Raw genomic sequence first — 18,611 nt, forward strand, 5'->3', positions numbered from 1 at the left:
AAGTATGAAAAAAACAATCATCATTATTGCTGCCGTTACAATCTCTTTATTTTCATGTAACAATAGCACCACAACTAAAAATGAAACACCTTCAACACCCACCGAAAATGTAAGTAATAAAACGGGCGAATTTACTATTGATGGTAAGAAAATAACGGGTGAAGTTACCACTCAATATTTTGGTAGTGATAAAGAAAAATCAAATTTTTCAGTGCTTTGTCAACATAACGAAGGTGGCAACGATAATCCTAATTTTGAATTATTACAAGTAACTTTTATAAATGAAAAAGATGCTACTACTGCTCCGCTAAAAATATACAGTGGTAGCACTTTACCAATGACGGAGCCCGAGAGTGGTTCAGTTACAATAGCACTTTCAGGAGTAGGCGAAGGTTTTAATAATGAAGAATTTGTTGGCACTGATAAACCATCTGGCAGCATAGCTGTAACAGATAGAAAAATTATTATTAAAGAGGTGGTTTTAGCTACAAGAAGCGGTGCTAAAAAAACAGTTTCAGCCACTATTCCATTTTAATAATTAGGCAATTATACACAATAAAAAAAGGTGAACCAATTGGCTCACCTTTTTTATAATAAACTGTTACTTATTTAGCTATATCAAAGCGATCAAGGTTCATAACTTTGGTCCATGCAGCCACAAAGTCATGTACAAATTTTGTAGATGAATCTGCACATGCATACACTTCGGCAATGGCACGTAGTTCAGTATTTGAGCCAAAAATTAAATCAACCCTAGTACCTACCCATTTTAAAGAACCTGTTTTACGGTCGCTACCTATAAATACATCATTCGCTGCTGATGCGGCTTTCCAAGTAGTACCCATATCTAATAAATTCACAAAGAAATCGTTGCTTAATACTTCAGGTCTGTTTGTAAACACACCATTGTTAGAATGATCATAGTTTGCATTTAAAGTACGCAAACCACCCACTAATACTGTCATTTCTGGCGCAGTGAGGGTTAATAAATGTGCTTTATCAATCAACAAATCTTCTGCACTTACGGTGTAATTTGTTTTTAAATAATTACGGAAACCATCAGCCTGCGGCTCCAACACTGCAAATGAATGAACATCGGTTTGTGCTGCTGTAGCATCTGTACGGCCAGGTGTAAATGGTACAGTAACATTTGTACCTGCTGCCATTGCTGCTTTTTCAACACCTACATTACCTGCTAATACAATTAAATCTGCTAATGAAATTTGCTTGCTTGCATTTTGTGCATTGAATGCTGCTTGTATACCTTCTAAGGTTTGTAATACTTTTGCTAATTGTGCTGGGTTGTTAACTTGCCAATCTTTTTGCGGAGCTAAACGAATACGAGCTCCATTGGCTCCACCACGTTTATCAGTACCACGGAAGGTTGATGCTGATGCCCAAGCTGTTGATACTAATTGTGAAACTGTTAAACCCGATGCAATAATTGTTGCTTTTAAAGAAGCAATATCGGCTTCGTTTACCAACTCATGCGCCACAGCCGGAACAGGATCTTGCCAAATTAATTCTTCGGCTGGCACTTCAGGACCAACGTATCTTACTTTAGGCCCCATATCTCTATGCGTTAATTTAAACCATGCTCTTGCAAAAGCATCATTAAACGCTGCTGGGTTTTCTAAAAAGTGACGAGAAATTTTTTCGTAGGCAGGGTCAAAACGCAAAGACAAATCTGTTGTTAACATAAATGGTTGGTGTGTTTTACCTGCAACGTGTGCATCTGGCACTGTACCAGCACCTGCGTCGCCTTTAGGTTTCCATTGGTGAGCACCTGCTGGGCTTTTGGTTAATTCCCACTCGTAACCAAATAAATTTTCAAAATAATTATTGCTCCATTTATCTGGAGTGGTTGTCCATGCTCCTTCTAAACCACTGGTAATAGTATCTTCAGCATTTCCTTTTCCGAATGAATTTTTCCAACCAGTACCTTGTTCCTCAATAGTTGCACCTGCTGGTTCGGCACTAACATGTTGTGTAGGGTCTGCTGCACCGTGTGTTTTACCTAGTGTATGTCCACCTGCTATCAACGCTACTGTTTCTTCGTCGTTCATAGCCATACGTGCAAAAGTTTCACGAATATCACGAGCTGCCAACAATGGATCAGGATTACCATTCGGTCCTTCTGGGTTTACATATATTAAGCCCATTTGTACCGCAGCTAAAGGTTGTTCCAATTCTCTATCGCCACTGTAGCGTTTATCATCTAACCATTCTCTTTCTGGTCCCCAATAAATATCTTCTTCTGGTTCCCAAACATCGGGCCTGCCACCACTGAAACCAAAGGTTTTAAAACCAGCTGTTTCTAGTGCACAGTTACCAGCTAAAATCATTAAATCAGCCCATGAAATTTTGTTGCCATATTTTTGTTTGATAGGCCATAGTAACAAACGAGCTTTATCAAGGTTGGCGTTATCAGGCCAACTATTTAATGGAGCAAAACGTAGGGTTCCTGCACCAGCACCGCCTCTACCATCAGCAATACGATATGTACCTGCGCTATGCCATGCCATACGTATAAACAAACCTGCATAAGTACCGTAATCAGCCGGCCACCAGTCTTGCGATGTGGTCATTAACGCATTAATATCATTTTTTAAAGCCGTATAATCAATTGATTTGAAGGCCTCAACATAATCAAAGTCTGCACCCATTGGGTTCGATAAATTTGAATGCTGACGCAAAACTTCTAATTTTAATTGATTGGGCCACCAATCACGGTTACGCATACCGCCACCTGCAGCCCTATTACGGATAGCTGCACCACCAGAAAAAGGGCACTTACTCTCACTGTTTACGTTGTAAGACGTAGCACCGTTGTTTGTATTATTTTCCATGTAATTTTTAATTTATTCATACAAATTTACGAAAATAAAAATGCCTTTAAAAGGCCTTAAAGTTTAAAAAAAAATTACTTCTTATTGCGTAAATTGAAGTTTAAACATAAATTGAACTACATGCCAACATCACCTTACGGTAGTGTAAAATTTGATACTGTAGATGCATACCGTCAACAGTTTAGCGAACCTGTTCAACAAAAATTAGCGCAACTTCGTAACGCAATTACCAAAGCTGCTCCAAAAGCAAAGAAAACCATCAGTTACAATATGCCTGCATTTAAGGCCAATAAAGTGTTGGTATATTACGCAGCTTACAAAAATCATATTGGCTTTTACCCTACACCCAAGGCCATCATCTTTTTTAAAGATCAATTATTGCCCTATAAAACATCGAAAGGTGCTATACAATTTCCGCTACGGCAACCACTACCATTAACGCTTATAAAAACAATAGTGCAGTATAGGGTTAAGGAAGATGATGCCTTCGTTACAAAATAAAAATGCCGCTACATAGTAACGGCATTATTATTTGAATACATTTTATTAATCAGCTAACATTTCCTTCATCACTTCCACCAACTCTGCTTTTGTAAATGGTATACCCATTATTTTATTAAACGGTTGTGCATCTACCAAATATTGATCTCTAATAATTTTCACTAATTGTCCGTTGTTCAATTCTGGTATCAATACTTTATCAAAGTTTTTAATAATGTCACCTAAGTTTTTAGGGAAAGGACGCATGTGGCGAATATGCACATGACTCACTGATGCACCTTCTGCCTGCAATTGTGCACAAGCACTTTTTAATGAACCATACGTACTACCCCAACCTATTACCAACAACTTACCGCTCTCTGCACCACTATCAATTTTTTGTAGTGGTATATAATCAGCGATTTTGTCAACTTTTTCTTGACGAATTTTTACCATCAACTGATGGTTTTCAGGATCGTAACTGATATTACCCGTAATGTTTTGTTTTTCTAACCCACCAATACGATGCTCCATACCTGGCGTGCCTGGTACTACCCAAGGACGAACCAATTTTTCATCACGTAAGTATGGTTGAAATTTATCTTCATGATCACCTAACTGCGTTTTAAACGATACTTTTATAGGTGTTAAATCTGCTGTTTGTGGAAACTTCCAAGGCTCAGCACCATTGGCAATATAACCATCGCTTAACAAAATAACGGGTGTCATGTGTTGTACTGAAATACGAACCGCCTCATAGGCTGCCGCAAAACAATCGCTTGGTGTGCTTGCAGCAATTACTGGCATTGGGCACTCACCATTACGACCATAATAGGCTTGCATTAAATCGCTTTGCTCTGTTTTGGTAGGCAAGCCCGTGCTTGGTCCACCACGTTGTACATTCACAATAAGCAATGGTATTTCTAACATAACCGCTAAACCCATAGCTTCGGTTTTTAATGCCATACCCGGACCACTCGTTGTTGTAACACCTAACATGCCGCCATAACTAGCACCTATTGCCGAAGTTATTGCTGCAATTTCATCTTCTGCCTGAAAAGTTTTTATACCAAATGATTTGTGGCGACTTAGTTCATGCAAAATATCAGAAGCTGGCGTTATTGGATATGTACCTAAAAACATTTTTAAACCACTTGTTTGCGATGCAGCAATTAAGCCATAAGCCAATGCTTGGTTACCCATCATTGAACGGTACGTACCTGGCTCCATTGTGGCTTTTTGCACACTGTACCTAGCTGAAAAAGTTTCGGTGGTATCACCAAAATTATAACCAGATTGTAGGGCCTTAACATTACTCTCTAAAATTTCGGGTTTTTTGCCAAATTTTTCGGTCAAAAAACTAATGGTATTGTCCATGTTACGGTTGTACATCCAATATAAAAAACCTAACACAAACATATTTTTGGCTCGGTCTTTTTCTTTGGTACCCATGGTAATGTCCTTCAATGCCTCTCGGGTCATTTTAGTAACATCCATTTTAATCACTTCATATCCATCTAAACTATGGTCTTCTAACGGATTTATACCATCAGGGTAATTTGCCAATCGTAAATTTTTTGTATCAAAACCATCGGTGTTAACAATGATTTTTCCACCCTTCTTTAAGCTTTTTAAATTTACTTTAAGGGCAGCTGCATTCATGGCAACCAATACATCACACTCATCACCAGGCGTAAAAATGCGATCGCTACTAAAACGTAATTGAAACCCACTCACCCCAGGTAAAGTACCTATTGGGGCCCTTATTTCAGCAGGAAAATCAGGAAAGGTAGCCAAATCAAGGCCCAGCATTGCACTATTATTGGTAAACTGTGTACCTGTTAACTGCATACCATCACCACTATCACCAGCAAATTTTATAACAACCTCTTGTAATATCTCTTGCGTATCTGCCATTATTAAAAATTATCATTATTTGAGGTTGCAAAGATACGTTTTGTTGCATTGCGATGATTTACCCATGTAGTAATAAAGAGGGTGTTTTAGATAGATTTTTATGAATTGAGCCGTTATGCAACCGTAAAATAACAAAGTCGTTGTAAAAAAACGGCTTTGTGTTGAAATGAATTAATATATGAATCAACCAAAATTCGGTGAAATCACTTTTTAGTTATTGATGATTGACGCTGCAAAACGCTCCATTTCTTCTAACTGTGGGCTACATTGCAACAAAAAGAAATCAACCCCAACGGCTTCAAATTGTGCAACCGTATCTTTCACTTGTTGTGGCGAACCAATTAACCCAGTACGAAGTCCTCTATTACTTACTGAATAATCGTATAAAGAAACGGTGTTTTCAAGTTGCGTACCAGCTAACCATTGTTGGTAATTATCATAACCAGCCGTACCTGCTTTCACATTTGTAATTCTTTCCAATTCATGCTTTATTTCAGCATCTGAATTTCTGATAATGCTATATGCCGCCACACCAAACTTCATAGGAGGCAAGTTTTTAGCTGCCCTGCGTTGTTTAATATCGTTGATTCGCTTACCAATTGTTACGGGGTCATCGCCATGCATTACATAGCCATCGCAGGTACTGCTAATTAAATCTTTTGCTTTATCACTTTCGCCTCCTGCGTATAAAAACGGCCTTGGTTTACTGATTGGTTTGGGTTGTAAAATATTGTCATTTACTTCGTAATATTTTCCTTTAAAGCTGAAGTGGTCTTGTTTCCAAACATTATCTAAAACAGTTAACCATTCTTCGGTTCGGGCATACCTATCATCGTGTTGCTCAAAATGTACCCCATACTTTTCAGCTTCATCTTTCCACCAACTACTTACTACATTTAATGATACACGGCCATTACTAATATGATCAATATTAGCTGCGGCTTTTGCTAATAAGGCAGGGTTATGAAAAGTAGGTCTTACTGCTACCATCAATTCAATTTTTTCAGTAACAGCAGCTAAGGCTGCTGTGGTGCTCCAAGCATCTAAACTTGGTGCATCAATCCCTTTTATATCATTTAAATTTAGCTCAGCAATTAAGGAAACATCGAACCCAATTTGTTCGCTACGAATGGCTAATTTCTTTACGTAATTCCAATCTGCTTGCATATGCTCGTCTTCTACATTACGCAACCAACCGCCAAAAACTGGCAACCAATAACCATATTTCATAAGTGTAATTTTAATTGTATTAAGCTATTGTTGTAGTGTTTTGTAACTGACTTTGTGCTACCAAATAATCAACAAGTTTATGATGTGGATTAAAACCAATAACATTTACCGCATCAGCTACGAAGTTTGATAAGGCATTAACATCATAATATACAATAGAACCATCTCTATCATCAATCATATATTCAATACCGCCTACATCAATGCCTGCATGTTGCATTATGGTTTCAATGGCTTCAATTACTTCATGTGGAGGTGTATAGGCTGTAACTTTCATGCCGTTTTTTGGTGCATCTACTGCACATGCATTACGAACGAGCTCTTTACCATCATTGGTTTGGCAAATATCAGCCGGACATAAATTGAAACTATCACCATTAGTATACACATTAATACCGTACAAGTATTTACCACCAATGGTTTCAACTCTTGTAATATGGCCGCCACGTGCTGGAACAAACTCCTGCACCAATGCTGTTTTATCAACCCCAAAATCAATATCGTTTTCATCAATAGCTTGTTGTAAAGCAGCCACATCGTTAAACTTAGTAATGCCTGCACCACTACCACCAATATTAGCTTTCACCACAATAGGAAAACGCAAACCCTCCGTTGCTGCCACTAATTGCGAAACATGGTTCACTACTTTTGAAGCCGGATAATGATACCCCAAACGCTTCATCAATGAAAGCTGCATGGCTTTAGATGTTTCGTAGGTAAATGCTTTATAACCGTTAATTGTTTTAGTACCATTATCTTCCAAATGCTTCAAATAACTTAATGTAAAAAACAACCCTTGTTCACCATCTCTTAAATAAGCTGATGGGCTCATACGGTTAAAAAACAAACTATAATCAACTGATGTATTTTCAATATCGTATGTATGTTGCGTTGGGTTTAATGCTACATAAGGAATACCCCTTTCATTGAGCACTTCAAACAAAGGCTTAAACCAATCAGGGTGTTCGTAATAAATGGCAAATGGTTTCATCTATAAAAAAATTTTTACAAATCTAATACTATACCATATTAGTATAGTAATATAAACTGTAAACTTTAAGTAATTTTACCAAATAAGTAAACATAGTGATGCATGCAAACCATTAAGGAAACTGAATATGATGTGCAGATAAGTGAAGCCACAAAATTGTTGTTGCAAGCACAAGTACAAGAAGAGCGGCAAGTGATTATACACGGAAGTTTTAAAGCTGCCGATGAAGATACTTGTATTAGAATTTGGAAAACAACCTACTTAATACCTCAAGAAACACCCCAACAAAAAAGTAGCTTGTTATTGGTAGATAATATTACCTTACACCCACAATGGACGTACGTGTATTGCAATGAAACCATTTACTTTACACTCATTTTTGAAGGCTTACCCAAAAATTGTAAAGCCTTTGATTTTGTAGAGCTCATACCCGAACCCGGTGGATTTTACATTGCTAATATTCAACGCAATGCTACAGATGTATATTATATAAAAATTGCTTAATACTTGTGATATGAAAAAGTGGATGTTGCTTATTGTTACTATTTATGGTGTAAGTACAGTTAAAGCACAACAAAAACCAGCTTATGTATTGTACAATAGCAATGGTAAAAAAGTAGGGTATAACAAAATGATTAAAGATTTAGTAGAACAAGATGTAGTACTGTTTGGGGAATATCATAACAACCCTATTAGTCATTGGTTGGAGTTAAGTGTTACCAAAGATTGTTATGCAAAAATACCGTTGATATTAGGTGCTGAAATGTTTGAGCAAGATGACCAACCTGCACTAACTGCTTTTGTTCAAGGAAAAACAAATGAAAAAACATTTGCATCATCAGCCCGATTTTGGTCTAATTACGCAACTGATTATGCACCAATCATTCAATTTGCACGTGAGCATACAATTGAAGTGATAGCTACCAACACACCTAGAAAATATGCTGCATTGGTAGCAAAAAATGGCTTCAGCGCTTTAGATACATTGAGTAGCGCAACTAAAAATTTAATAGCGCCATTACCCATCGCTTTTGATTCAACACTACCGGGTTATAAAAACATGATTGCCATGATGGGTGACCATGGTAGTGCTAATATGGTAAAAGCACAGGCTTTTAAAGATGCTACCATGGCTTATTTTATACAAACCAATACTATAGCAGGAAAATTATTTTTACACTTCAATGGTAGTTACCACAGCGATTACCATGATGGCATTTTTTGGCATTTACGCAATAGCAACCCAGCTTTAAAAATTAAAACCATTACCACTGTAACACAAAAAAATATTAAAAAACTATTGGCAGAAAATAAACAAAAAGCGGACTATATTATTTGTGTTGATGAAGATATGACCAATACCTATTAACCCTCTTGTAAAGCCTCCCAATACTCAGCCGCTCTACGTGTATGCGGAATAACAATAGTACCGCCAACAATATTAGCTACTGCAAACAACTCGTACATTTCATCAGTACTTACTGCTAACTCATGGGCCTTGCCTAAGTGGTACTTAATACAATCATCGCAACGCAAAACCATACTTGCAACTAACCCCAATAACTCTTTTGTTTTAACATCTAAGGCGCCAGCTGCATAGGTATTCGTATCTAAATTCCATAAACGCTTAATAACTAAGTTTTCTTTACTTAAAATTACCTCGTTCATTTTGGTACGATACTCGTTGAATTCGTTTACGATATTGCTCATATTAATAATTTTACAGCAAAGGTAATTGCCTAATCATATATATCGTTTGTTACAAGTAACGAAAGTGGATATTTTTAATAGTTTACTAACGATACAATTTTTATACTGCAGTTTTAATCATTTACATTTGTTGCAAAAATTACAAATGAAATTGTTTAAAAAAATCATCATTTTTACTGCAATGTGCTACCTCCCTTTTACGAGTAGTGCTTGGGGTATTATAGGGCACAGAGTTGTAGGCGAAATAGCAGATAGCTACTTAACAAAAAAAACAAAGAAAGCGATAGCAGCTATATTAGGTAATGAAAGTGTAGCGATGGCTAGTAATTGGCCCGATTTTATTAAGAGCGACCCAAATTATAGGTACCTCAATAATTGGCATTATGTAAACCTAAAAAGCGATTTAACTTTTGATGAAGTAAATAATTTTTTAACCGCCGATACTGCTACTGATGCTTATACTAAAATTAATTTTTTAGTAAACGAAATGAAAACCAATACCCTATTGCCTAACGAAACCAAGGTAATGTACATTCGTTTGTTAATTCATATAATTGGCGATATACACCAACCCATGCATTTGGGCAAGCCAGATGATAGAGGTGGCAATGCCGTAAAATTAAAATGGTTTGATGAACCTACTAACCTACATGCGGTATGGGATGAAAAATTAGTGGAATTTCAAGAACTAAGCTATACTGAATATGCAAAAGCCATTAACTTCATCACAAAAGAACAACGCAACAGTTGGAAACAACAAAGCCTTGTTCAATGGATTTATGATACTTATACTTTAACTGGTAAAGTATATGCTGAAAGCAAGCCTGATAGCAGGTTAGACTATCTCTATAATTTTAAATTTTTAGCACCAATGAACGACCAGCTTTTAAAAGGTGGTTTTCATTTAGCTACGGTTCTCAATGATATTTTTAAATAGTTGCAAAAATTATTTGTAAAAAAAGTCCACTTACATTTTGTAAGCGGACTTTTTTTATTGTTGCTGTGCTGCTAAAAAATCTTTAATACCTGCCACAATTTGATTGGCCATTTTTTGTTGAAAACCTGCATCCAAAACCAGCGCCTCTTCATCAAGGTTGCTTAAGAACAATGTTTCAATTAATGCATTAGGGTACTCCGTAGGACTGTTCAACATAAAATTGAAAGCCCCAATGTTACCATACTCAGATAAACCTAACTGTAACATACGTTGGTGTATAAAATTACTAAATGCCTTAAAGCCAATATATTTATACAAGGTACTGGTGCCACTAGCTCTAAAGGGATCAGCAGATGAATTAAGGTGAATACTAATGAGCAAATCTGGCACACTATCTCTGTAAAACAAAATGCGTTCTTTATTATCAAAAAACTGCTCTTTGGTTCTTGTCATAATAACGGTTGCACCTTCTTTTTGTAAAGCTTGTTGCAGTTGTAATGCAATAGCTAAAGCAATATTTTTTTCGGCAACACCAGTAGCACCACCTGCACCCGTATTACTACCACCATGGCCAGCATCAACCGCAATGGTTAAATTTTTTAAACTCAAACTTTTAGGCTGTTGCTTTACTTTTATAATGAGTGCATTACCCTTATAAAAAATGCTGTAACCCCAATGTTGTGTATGTTTTAAAGTGATGGAAACTCTAAAAACTTGCTCTTGCACTTGTTCAACATTTACAGCTTGTATTTCTTTAGCTGATTGTAAATGAGTAATCCAATTGGTATTGTTGGTGGCACCAAATACATCAACAGCAATGGTAGATGGGTTTAACAACTGCATTGATTGGTATGGTAATTTTGCTGTAAGTGCCACCGTTACATAGTCGTAAACACTATCGCCAGCAACTTGTATTTTGTCAGTAAGTGCTTCGCCAGCAAAAGTACCTTTAGGGGCTAGCGTAACTACATCATCAGGAATATAAGCTGTTCGGTAAGGCGTAAGCGCCACTTTATAATGCGTACCTACTTTACCAATAATTTTTAAAGGAATTAAACTATCTATATAGCCAATTTTTGCACCGCCAAGTCTATCATCACCTAAGCCATATTCTAAATGTGCTAACCTACCTTTAGTAAGGCAAACATCAGCACTGAGGGTTGATAGTACTGAAATGGTATTGGGTGCTTCTTTGGTAAGTGTTTGTCCGTCAGTAGCTGTAATAGTTATAGGAAATTTATACGACCGAAAATCATCTGTTGTTTGTACCACATACTCCCCTTGATAAATACCCGGCATTCCATTTGTTTTTGTGAGGGGCATTTCATACAATACGGTATTTTTAAAAGTAGTAACCAATGCATTGGGCAGTGCTTTTATTTTAAACTTAATAATGTCGCCTGGCTTTACTACAATGTTACCTTCAGGAAAAGTTTCTATCCGTTCAATACTTAATGATGTTACAGGTGCAGCAGGTTTAGGTATGGTGTATGTATATGAAAGTGATTTGGTTACTGATTTATTACTTTGATTATTTGCGTTGATGATTAAACTTGTATCGCCAGCTACTAAATTTAGCTCATAAGCAAAAGCCCCTGTAGTATATACTTTTACAGGCGTATTATTAATAGTTACTGAGCATGTTTTACAAGTACTACCAATAATAAATTGTCGAGCTGTTGAAACAGCATTTTCTTGCTTTAGCGGATTGACCAATTTTATAAATGGCTGGTCTGTTTGGGCATTTGTTATAAAAAATACACATATCAATACACAAGAGCCTACTAATTTATAAAGCATAAATAAGGTTTAAAAGATGGCTAAATGCTACTAGTACGAAATTTGTGAACGCTTTAGTAGTTTCTCGTACAATATAATATTCCAAATTACTAATAACATGCCGTAAAAAGTATCTTCAATAGGAATGGTGGTGATACGAATACCCAAATTTTCGGCATTATTGTACAACACTACTGGTATGGCTGTTAAAAAACCATTGACCACCATAAAAGGTATAATGATAATGGCGTAAGCAATTAAAAAAGCAGTATTGTTAAAAGAAGCAAATGCTTGTTTAAACATTGATACAATAAAAATGAATGCTGCTAAAAATATAGCTGTATAAAATGTGTAGTATAAATGATTGAACATAATGGCAATACCCAACATGGTTATTGCTAAACCGTATAAAATATTTTGGGCTGTTTTGGTTGATTGTATATTGGGAAAATAACAACGTATACATTCATAAATAAATGTACAGCAGTAGGGCACTACAAAAAAGAATAGCACTTCTTCAACCGGTAAATTTACAATGCGTATATTAGTAATGTAATCTGTGTTGAATGACCATACATTAAGGTGTGTAAAAACAACATCCCACACAATATAAAAGAGTGCTGGCAATAACATGGCACTAAAAACGGCTGGCCATTTACGGTAAAAGGCTACTTTTTTATCGAAACTTAGTGCCAAAGGGCCGGCTATAGAACCTGCTAAAATTAAAAAGTATGTGTAGTGGGTATTCAACTTTATACAAGTTTATTAAGTGAATAAGGTTTGAACTTTAGGGGTGCCCATGCGTAAGGGATTGAAGCAGCTGTACCCCACAAGCCACCACAGGTGGCTGAGGCGTACAGGCGTAAAGCCCGGTGCCCCTCTACAGGGCATACGCCCTAGTTGTTTTAAAAAACATTTCTTCTTTTATCTGCCTGCACTTTTTCCCAATACTTTTTAGCAACATACAACATCCCAAAACTTTCGCCATGCTCTTTATTGATGTGTTTGTGGTGCATTTTATGTGCCCAACGGATGGTGCGTACATACACATTATTGCTACGTGTAAACCATTTAAAGCGTTGGTGAATTATTACATCATGTACTAAAAAATAAGCTAAACCATACATAGCTATACCAAAACCAATGGCAGCTGCAATATACTGTTGGTGCTGTAAGCCCAACATAATACACAACCAACTCGGTATAGCAAAAATGAGAAAGAATGCATCATTCTTTTCGAATAAATGCCCGTTTGGTTTATGATGATCTTCATGCAAATACCACAAAAAACCATGCATTACATATTTATGGGTAAGCCATGTAATACCTTCCATTGCAATGAAAGTGGCAAGTGTAATGGATATATAAAAAATTGCGTTCATAAAAATGTTCTTAATAACATGAAAAACAGCAACATAATGAGTAGCAAATTTACTGCAAAAATATTGCGTTTATTAAAAGACAGTATGTTAAAAACTGCTAGTAATGCAGCACTAATCACAAACCAACATACGTAATTGTAAAATGGTATAGTACCATCGCCCAACCATTGCCAATAGCCAAGTTTTACAGCTATAGGTTCAAGCACCCAATCGAACAACACAGCTAAAAATGCGGCATCCACCACAATTGTAATAAAATGAATAGCTGGAGTAGGCGCCCCAGTTACTTCACTTAATTTGGCTGATAGTTTTTGTAAAATAGTATACACCGTTACACCACAACAATAAACTATAATGAACCAGTTAACACCAATAAGTAATGGTACATTTTTTACACCTACACCTAAAGTTGGTCCGTATGCATAATTACCAAACAGCAAGCCTGATGAAGTACCAATTATTTCAACAACAATACCTGTAACAAAACATACCGCAAAAAATACCAAGAAAGGCGTATTGATTTTTTCTTGTGTATAAAAAAGTAAACCCAGCATTAAAAGCATGTTAAGCGGTGTTGCTTTTGCCATGAGGTTACTATCAAAAAATAAAATGCCAATTAAACCAATTGCATGAAACAAAATAGCAACAGCCGTTGCTTGCTGTGTTTTAGTTTTAAGCATGTGCTGCCACTTTAACATCACTCTTAATTAAATCGCTTACAATTTGTGCACTTTTTAAGCATAATGGAATGCCACCTCCAGGGTGCACACTACCACCACAACAATATAAATTTTTAATGGCACTCGTAAAATTAGGATGCCTTAAAAAGGCAGCCATTTTTGAATTTGAGCTTGTACCATATAAAGAGCCCATGTATGAGCCTGTATTTTGTTCAATGGTTTGTGGATGTAATGTATGCTCTACTACTATATGTTTACTTACATCATCACCTAACATGGTTTGCAATTTATGCAAGATGTTTGCCTTGGCTTGCGCTATTAATGTTGCTGGTTCGTAATGCGTATTTGCTGGTACATTAATCATTACAAACCAGTTTTCGCAACCGTTAGGGGCTTGCTGCTGCTCTTGCTTTGATGTAATGTTGATATAAATGGTAGGATCATTATATAAACGTTTGAGTTTAAATATATGATCAAACTCAGCTTGGTAATTTTTGGTAAAGAATATATTATGTAAATCGAGTTGAGGATAGGTTTTATTGATACCCCAATAAAAAACCAACGCACTGCTACTACGCTCTTGCTTTAGCACTTTTTGTGCTTTTTTATGGTTACCAATTAAATGCTTATATGTAAAATACACATCACTATTACTCACCACAACATCTGCCATTATATTGTTGTTATTTACAACAATACCTTTGGCTTGGTTATCAGTATAAATAATTTTTTGTACGGGTGTATTAAAATGAAAATGTACTCCTTTTTTTAAAGCTAATTTATGTAAAGCATTGGTTATACTAACCATACCACCTGTTGGGTAAAACGCACCTTCGGTTTGTTCTAAATGTGGTATTAAACTCAACATGGCAGGGGCTTTATATGGGTTACTACCATTATAAGTTGCAAACCTGTTGAATATTTGTTGTGCTTCCTCCGTTTTAAAACGAGTGTTGTAATTACCCAACGATTTAAATAAATAAGCAAACTTTAGTGAACGTAATGCTTTTACTACCCTAAAATGTAACCAGGTACTTTTTTTGTGCAACGAAAAATTTAAGAAGATGGTAGCTACATTTTGGTACAGCTTTGAGGCATTGTGTAAATAGCTCGTAACATTGGCAGCAGGTTCGCCTAATTGTTGCTCCATTTCGGATGCAAACATTTGCTGATTGGTGTAGGCTTGCACCGTTTTACCATTTTCATAAAAATATTTGCATGCAACAGGCACTGTTTTATAACTAAAATAATCTGCTATAGGTTCATTGGCTAAAGCAAATAATGCTTCAATATTTTGAGGTTGCGTAAATAACGAAGGACCAGCATCAAAATGAAAACCATTGTCATTAAAGGCAGTGAGTTTACCGCCGGGTGTTGCATTTTTTTCATAAACAGCAACCTCAAAACCTTGTACAGCTAAACGTATAGCTGTTGCCAAGCCTGCAACACCTGCACCAATAACCACCACTTTTTTTACAGGTACCATAAACTATAAGGTATTTAACGAATTGCGTAAGCTTGCTTTGAGGTAAATAATGGTTTTAAAAGTATCGCTTACCCTTATTCTGTTTTGCAACAATAATGAAGGGCTCGATTTTTTTATTTTTTTAAATAAACTGATGTAGTACTTGTACGCTAAATACACTCCAAACCTAGCTTTTGCAGGCAGAATGAGTATTCCTTCGAATGCATGTGCAAAATCATTGGCGATATCTTTTTCAATAGCGGCTTTGTCAGCAGCAGTAAAATGATTGAAATTGATACCGGGGAAATATGTTCTATTGAGCTGTTCATTATCAGCCTTTACATCTCTTAAAAAATTAATTTTTTGAAAAGCTGCACCTAATGATTGTGCCGTGGGTTTCAACTTATTATAGGCGGTTTCATCGCCTTCACAAAAAACATATAAACACATTAGTCCTACAACTTCGGCACTGCCATAAATGTAAGTATTATAACCAGCTTCATCGTACGATACATTGCTTAAATCCATTTCCATACTATTGAAAAAAGCTTCAATGAGTGCTTTATCAATATTGTATTTATTTACAGTGATTTGGAAACTATTTAAAATGGGGTTTAAGCTAATTTTTGTTTCGATGGCATCGTAAGTTTCTTGCTTAAATTTTGTAAGCAACGCCGCTTTATCATAATCATGAAAGGTATCCACAATTTCATCGGCAAAACGTACAAAGCCATATATATCAAATACTGGTTGCCTTAAACTTGGGTGCAGCATGTTAATAGCGCTACTAAATGAAGTACTGTAGCGCTTTGTAGTGAGTTTACTGCACTCATGACTAACTTGGTGAAATAATTGGATCATTGTTAAGTACTAATTTAAGCTTTTTTACTGAACTGTTTTACAACTTGGGCAGCAGTAACCTCACCACTTATTAATGAAGGTGGCACACCTGGCCCAGGTACCGTTAGTTGACCAGCATAAAATAAATTACTTACTTTTTTACTTTTTAATGATGGTTTTAAAATGGCTGTTTGCATAAGGGTATTCGCCAAGCCATAAGCGTTACCTTTAAATGCATTATGATCGTGTATAAAATCACTCACAGCATAACTTCTTTTATACACTATAGCATCTTTCAATGATTCGCCAGTAATAGCTTCAAACCTATTTACAATTTTATTGAAATATTTATCTCGTAACGCTTCATCATCCCCTTGTAAACCTGCTGCTACTGGTATTAAGAAAAATAAATTTTCGCCACCATCTGGCGCCACCGTATTATCAGTTACGGATGATGCACAAACATAAAACAACGGCTCAGTAGGCCATTGAGGCGTATCATAAATTTCTCTACCGTGTAAATCAAAATCAACATCAAAAAACAACGAATGGTGTACAATGTTTTTTAATTTTTTATTTAACCCTACGTAATATAATAATGATGAGGGCGCCATAACTCTATTATCCCAATACGCTGCACTGTATGATTGATAAGCCTTTGGCAATAATTTGGTTTCAGTAAAATGGTAATCGGCTGCAGAAATAATAACATCGGCATTATAGGTAACACTACCATTGGTTGTTTGGGCAGTTACAGAAACTGCTTTACCATTTTCAATATTTATACTCGTAACATCATGCCCCATTTTACATTGTACACCCAAACTTTGGGCTAATTGAAACATGGCACTAGCCACTGTATTTAAACCACCATCAGGGTACCAAGTGCCGAGTTTAATATCGGCATAGTTCATTAAACTGTATAATGCTGGAATATTTTGTGGTAATGCTCCTAAAAACAATACCGGAAACTCCATTAGCTGTACTAATTGCGGATGCGTAAAGTATTTTTTGATGTGCTTTTTCATATTCGTAAACACATCTAATTTTAAAATACCTTTTGCCAATTCAATATCTAAAAACTCTGTTACAGATAAGCTAGGTTTAAATACTAATTTTTGTACACCTACTTCATATTTGTAAGCAGCTTCTTTTAAAAACTGATCGAGTTTATCGCCACTACCTGTTTCAATGGATTCAAATAAATTTTTTAATGCGCTGTAATCAGCCGGAATGTCTAAACGATTGTTAGGGTAATAAACAGCATAAGAAGGATCTAACCTTTTTAAATTGTAATAATCGCTTACTTTTTTACCAAAGCAGTTGAAATAACGTTCAAACACATCGGGCATCCAATACCAGCTGGGCCCCATATCAAAAGTAAAGCCTTCGGCCTCAAACTTTTGTGCTCTTCCACCAGGCAATAAATGCTTTTCTAACAAGGTTACCTGCCACCCAGCTTTGGCCATGAACGACGCTGCTGATAAACCTGCAAACCCACTCCCAATCACAATTACATTCTTCATTAAAATAGTTATATGCAGTACAATGTAGCTATTATTAGCTTGAAAAGATTACTGTTACAAATTTAAACGAAATAGTTTTCAAAATAAAAAAACCCATCAGCATTATGGTTGATGGGCTTACGGTTTTGGTAATATGTTTTTAAAACGGCCTTGGAGGTAAATCTTTAAAAAACTTATTGGTAAGATTATTTTCAGGAAAAACAATGGACCAAGCCGTTAAAAAAATGATTTTAAAATCGGTTAACAATGATGCATTGGCTTGATACCACATTTCTAATGCGCCTTTGTAAGGAAATATTTGGGCGTACATTGCTTTGGCATCAGCTGCTTCTGAAATAATTTTTTCTTCATCTCTAAAAATGAGTGAGCCAATGCCCGTCATACCCGGACGCACATTATAAATTTTACTTTGTATTTCAGCATTATATTGGTTGAAACTCACTTCCATTAATGGCCTAGGCCCCACAATACTCATATCGCCTTTAAAAATATTGAAAATTTGAGGCAACTCGTTGATTTTTGTCTTGCGAAGAAAGCCACCAATAGGCAACACCCGTGGATCGTTACGGAGGGTAATTTCGCCAGTACCAATGCTAGGACTGTTTTTAAGCATCGTAGCAAACTTCCAAATGTAGAAGGGTTGGTTTTTATAACCCACTCTTTTTTGAAAATAAAATATTTCATGCTCACCGGTAAGTTTCAAAATAATCATCACCGGTATTAAAATAGGCGATAAAATAATAAAAGCAACCGTTGCAATTAAAATATCAATAACTCTTTTTAAAAACTGATACATACTAAACACTTATAAAATTGAACAACCAT

18 protein-coding genes are annotated in these 18,611 nt (G+C 36.1%); 5 read left to right on the top strand and 13 right to left on the bottom strand.

Annotation, left to right across the window (positions count from 1 at the left end; all coding sequences use genetic code 11):
• Positions 1–4 precede the first annotated feature (4 nt).
• Entirely contained in the window at positions 5–535 is a 531-nt protein-coding gene (locus tag ACFOWM_RS07255) for a hypothetical protein (protein WP_379708337.1), read from the top strand.
• Positions 536–605: 70 nt separating this feature from the next.
• Here the strand turns inward: ACFOWM_RS07255 and katG are convergent, their stop codons facing one another.
• Positions 606–2,849 carry a catalase/peroxidase HPI gene (gene katG / locus ACFOWM_RS07260; RefSeq protein WP_379708339.1) on the bottom strand — a complete coding sequence of 748 codons (2,244 nt, stop codon included), beginning with the start codon at positions 2,847–2,849 and terminating at the stop codon, positions 606–608.
• A gap of 120 nt (positions 2,850–2,969) precedes the next feature.
• Here katG and ACFOWM_RS07265 point away from each other — a divergent pair, with 120 nt between their 5' ends.
• The gene (locus tag ACFOWM_RS07265; protein WP_379708341.1) at positions 2,970–3,350 is read left to right on the top strand and encodes an iron chaperone; all 381 of its coding nucleotides are present in this window, start codon (positions 2,970–2,972) and stop codon (positions 3,348–3,350) included.
• 45 nt (positions 3,351–3,395) lie between these two features.
• On the opposite strand, the gene ACFOWM_RS07270 is transcribed toward ACFOWM_RS07265, so the two are convergent.
• The 3 genes from ACFOWM_RS07270 to ACFOWM_RS07280 form a co-directional block, all read right to left on the bottom strand.
• On the bottom strand, positions 3,396–5,246 hold the full coding sequence (locus tag ACFOWM_RS07270) for a 2-oxoacid:acceptor oxidoreductase subunit alpha (RefSeq protein ID WP_379708343.1): 1,851 nt from the start codon (positions 5,244–5,246) through the stop codon (positions 3,396–3,398).
• A gap of 210 nt (positions 5,247–5,456) precedes the next feature.
• Positions 5,457–6,476 carry an LLM class flavin-dependent oxidoreductase gene (locus ACFOWM_RS07275; RefSeq protein WP_379708345.1) on the bottom strand — a complete coding sequence of 340 codons (1,020 nt, stop codon included), beginning with the start codon at positions 6,474–6,476 and terminating at the stop codon, positions 5,457–5,459.
• Between the two features lie 19 nt (positions 6,477–6,495).
• Positions 6,496–7,467 carry an ATP-grasp domain-containing protein gene (locus ACFOWM_RS07280; RefSeq protein WP_379708347.1) on the bottom strand — a complete coding sequence of 324 codons (972 nt, stop codon included), beginning with the start codon at positions 7,465–7,467 and terminating at the stop codon, positions 6,496–6,498.
• A 102-nt stretch (positions 7,468–7,569) separates the two neighbouring features.
• On the opposite strand from ACFOWM_RS07280, the gene ACFOWM_RS07285 reads away from it, so the two are divergent.
• The gene (locus ACFOWM_RS07285) at positions 7,570–7,971 is read left to right on the top strand and encodes a hypothetical protein (protein ID WP_379708349.1); all 402 of its coding nucleotides are present in this window, start codon (positions 7,570–7,572) and stop codon (positions 7,969–7,971) included.
• 10 nt (positions 7,972–7,981) lie between these two features.
• A complete protein-coding gene (locus ACFOWM_RS07290) occupies positions 7,982–8,836 on the top strand; it encodes a ChaN family lipoprotein (RefSeq protein ID WP_379708351.1) in 855 nt (284 codons plus the stop codon).
• On the opposite strand, the gene ACFOWM_RS07295 is transcribed toward ACFOWM_RS07290, so the two are convergent.
• Entirely contained in the window at positions 8,833–9,177 is a 345-nt protein-coding gene (locus ACFOWM_RS07295) for a carboxymuconolactone decarboxylase family protein (RefSeq protein WP_379708353.1), read from the bottom strand. The genes ACFOWM_RS07290 and ACFOWM_RS07295 overlap by 4 nt on opposite strands.
• Positions 9,178–9,322: 145 nt before the next feature.
• Here ACFOWM_RS07295 and ACFOWM_RS07300 point away from each other — a divergent pair, with 145 nt between their 5' ends.
• Positions 9,323–10,114 carry a S1/P1 nuclease gene (locus ACFOWM_RS07300; RefSeq protein ID WP_379708355.1) on the top strand — a complete coding sequence of 264 codons (792 nt, stop codon included), beginning with the start codon at positions 9,323–9,325 and terminating at the stop codon, positions 10,112–10,114.
• 54 nt (positions 10,115–10,168) lie between these two features.
• Here ACFOWM_RS07300 and ACFOWM_RS07305 read toward each other — a convergent pair whose 3' ends face one another.
• The 8 genes from ACFOWM_RS07305 to ACFOWM_RS07340 form a co-directional block, all read right to left on the bottom strand.
• Complete coding sequence (locus tag ACFOWM_RS07305) at positions 10,169–11,914, bottom strand: N-acetylmuramoyl-L-alanine amidase (protein ID WP_379708357.1); 1,746 nt, start codon at positions 11,912–11,914, stop codon at positions 10,169–10,171.
• Between the two features lie 30 nt (positions 11,915–11,944).
• Positions 11,945–12,643, bottom strand: coding sequence for a lycopene cyclase domain-containing protein (locus ACFOWM_RS07310; protein WP_379708359.1), 699 nt, complete (start codon positions 12,641–12,643; stop codon positions 11,945–11,947).
• Positions 12,644–12,798: 155 nt separating this feature from the next.
• Entirely contained in the window at positions 12,799–13,275 is a 477-nt protein-coding gene (locus ACFOWM_RS07315; RefSeq protein WP_379708361.1) for a beta-carotene hydroxylase, read from the bottom strand.
• The gene (locus tag ACFOWM_RS07320) at positions 13,272–13,955 is read right to left on the bottom strand and encodes a carotenoid biosynthesis protein (RefSeq protein ID WP_379708363.1); all 684 of its coding nucleotides are present in this window, start codon (positions 13,953–13,955) and stop codon (positions 13,272–13,274) included. The genes ACFOWM_RS07315 and ACFOWM_RS07320 overlap by 4 nt, the downstream gene beginning before the upstream one ends.
• Positions 13,948–15,441, bottom strand: coding sequence for a 1-hydroxycarotenoid 3,4-desaturase CrtD (crtD, locus tag ACFOWM_RS07325; protein ID WP_379708365.1), 1,494 nt, complete (start codon positions 15,439–15,441; stop codon positions 13,948–13,950). Before crtD ends, ACFOWM_RS07320 begins: the two co-directional genes overlap by 8 nt.
• Before the next feature lie 3 nt (positions 15,442–15,444).
• Positions 15,445–16,281, bottom strand: a complete 837-nt coding sequence (locus tag ACFOWM_RS07330) for a phytoene/squalene synthase family protein (protein ID WP_379708367.1) — start codon at positions 16,279–16,281, stop codon at positions 15,445–15,447.
• Between the two features lie 14 nt (positions 16,282–16,295).
• Positions 16,296–17,786, bottom strand: coding sequence for a phytoene desaturase family protein (locus ACFOWM_RS07335; RefSeq protein ID WP_379708369.1), 1,491 nt, complete (start codon positions 17,784–17,786; stop codon positions 16,296–16,298).
• Between the two features lie 139 nt (positions 17,787–17,925).
• Entirely contained in the window at positions 17,926–18,582 is a 657-nt protein-coding gene (locus ACFOWM_RS07340; protein ID WP_379708371.1) for a sugar transferase, read from the bottom strand.
• Between the last annotated feature and the right edge of the window lie 29 nt (positions 18,583–18,611).

It is taken from the genome of Ferruginibacter yonginensis, assembly GCF_042651465.1.
Classification (GTDB): Bacteria; Bacteroidota; Bacteroidia; order Chitinophagales; family Chitinophagaceae; genus Ferruginibacter; species Ferruginibacter yonginensis.

Coding starts and splice junctions, on each gene's coding strand:
- ACFOWM_RS07255 (WP_379708337.1), top strand. CDS start 5: ATGAAAAAAACAATCATCATTATTGCTGCCGTTACAATCTCTTTATTT.
- katG (WP_379708339.1), bottom strand. CDS start 2,849: ATGGAAAATAATACAAACAACGGTGCTACGTCTTACAACGTAAACAGT.
- ACFOWM_RS07265 (WP_379708341.1), top strand. CDS start 2,970: ATGCCAACATCACCTTACGGTAGTGTAAAATTTGATACTGTAGATGCA.
- ACFOWM_RS07270 (WP_379708343.1), bottom strand. CDS start 5,246: ATGGCAGATACGCAAGAGATATTACAAGAGGTTGTTATAAAATTTGCT.
- ACFOWM_RS07275 (WP_379708345.1), bottom strand. CDS start 6,476: ATGAAATATGGTTATTGGTTGCCAGTTTTTGGCGGTTGGTTGCGTAAT.
- ACFOWM_RS07280 (WP_379708347.1), bottom strand. CDS start 7,467: ATGAAACCATTTGCCATTTATTACGAACACCCTGATTGGTTTAAGCCT.
- ACFOWM_RS07285 (WP_379708349.1), top strand. CDS start 7,570: ATGCAAACCATTAAGGAAACTGAATATGATGTGCAGATAAGTGAAGCC.
- ACFOWM_RS07290 (WP_379708351.1), top strand. CDS start 7,982: ATGAAAAAGTGGATGTTGCTTATTGTTACTATTTATGGTGTAAGTACA.
- ACFOWM_RS07295 (WP_379708353.1), bottom strand. CDS start 9,177: ATGAGCAATATCGTAAACGAATTCAACGAGTATCGTACCAAAATGAAC.
- ACFOWM_RS07300 (WP_379708355.1), top strand. CDS start 9,323: ATGAAATTGTTTAAAAAAATCATCATTTTTACTGCAATGTGCTACCTC.
- ACFOWM_RS07305 (WP_379708357.1), bottom strand. CDS start 11,914: ATGCTTTATAAATTAGTAGGCTCTTGTGTATTGATATGTGTATTTTTT.
- ACFOWM_RS07315 (WP_379708361.1), bottom strand. CDS start 13,275: ATGAACGCAATTTTTTATATATCCATTACACTTGCCACTTTCATTGCA.
- ACFOWM_RS07320 (WP_379708363.1), bottom strand. CDS start 13,955: ATGCTTAAAACTAAAACACAGCAAGCAACGGCTGTTGCTATTTTGTTT.
- crtD (WP_379708365.1), bottom strand. CDS start 15,441: ATGGTACCTGTAAAAAAAGTGGTGGTTATTGGTGCAGGTGTTGCAGGC.
- ACFOWM_RS07330 (WP_379708367.1), bottom strand. CDS start 16,281: ATGATCCAATTATTTCACCAAGTTAGTCATGAGTGCAGTAAACTCACT.
- ACFOWM_RS07335 (WP_379708369.1), bottom strand. CDS start 17,786: ATGAAGAATGTAATTGTGATTGGGAGTGGGTTTGCAGGTTTATCAGCA.
- ACFOWM_RS07340 (WP_379708371.1), bottom strand. CDS start 18,582: ATGTATCAGTTTTTAAAAAGAGTTATTGATATTTTAATTGCAACGGTT.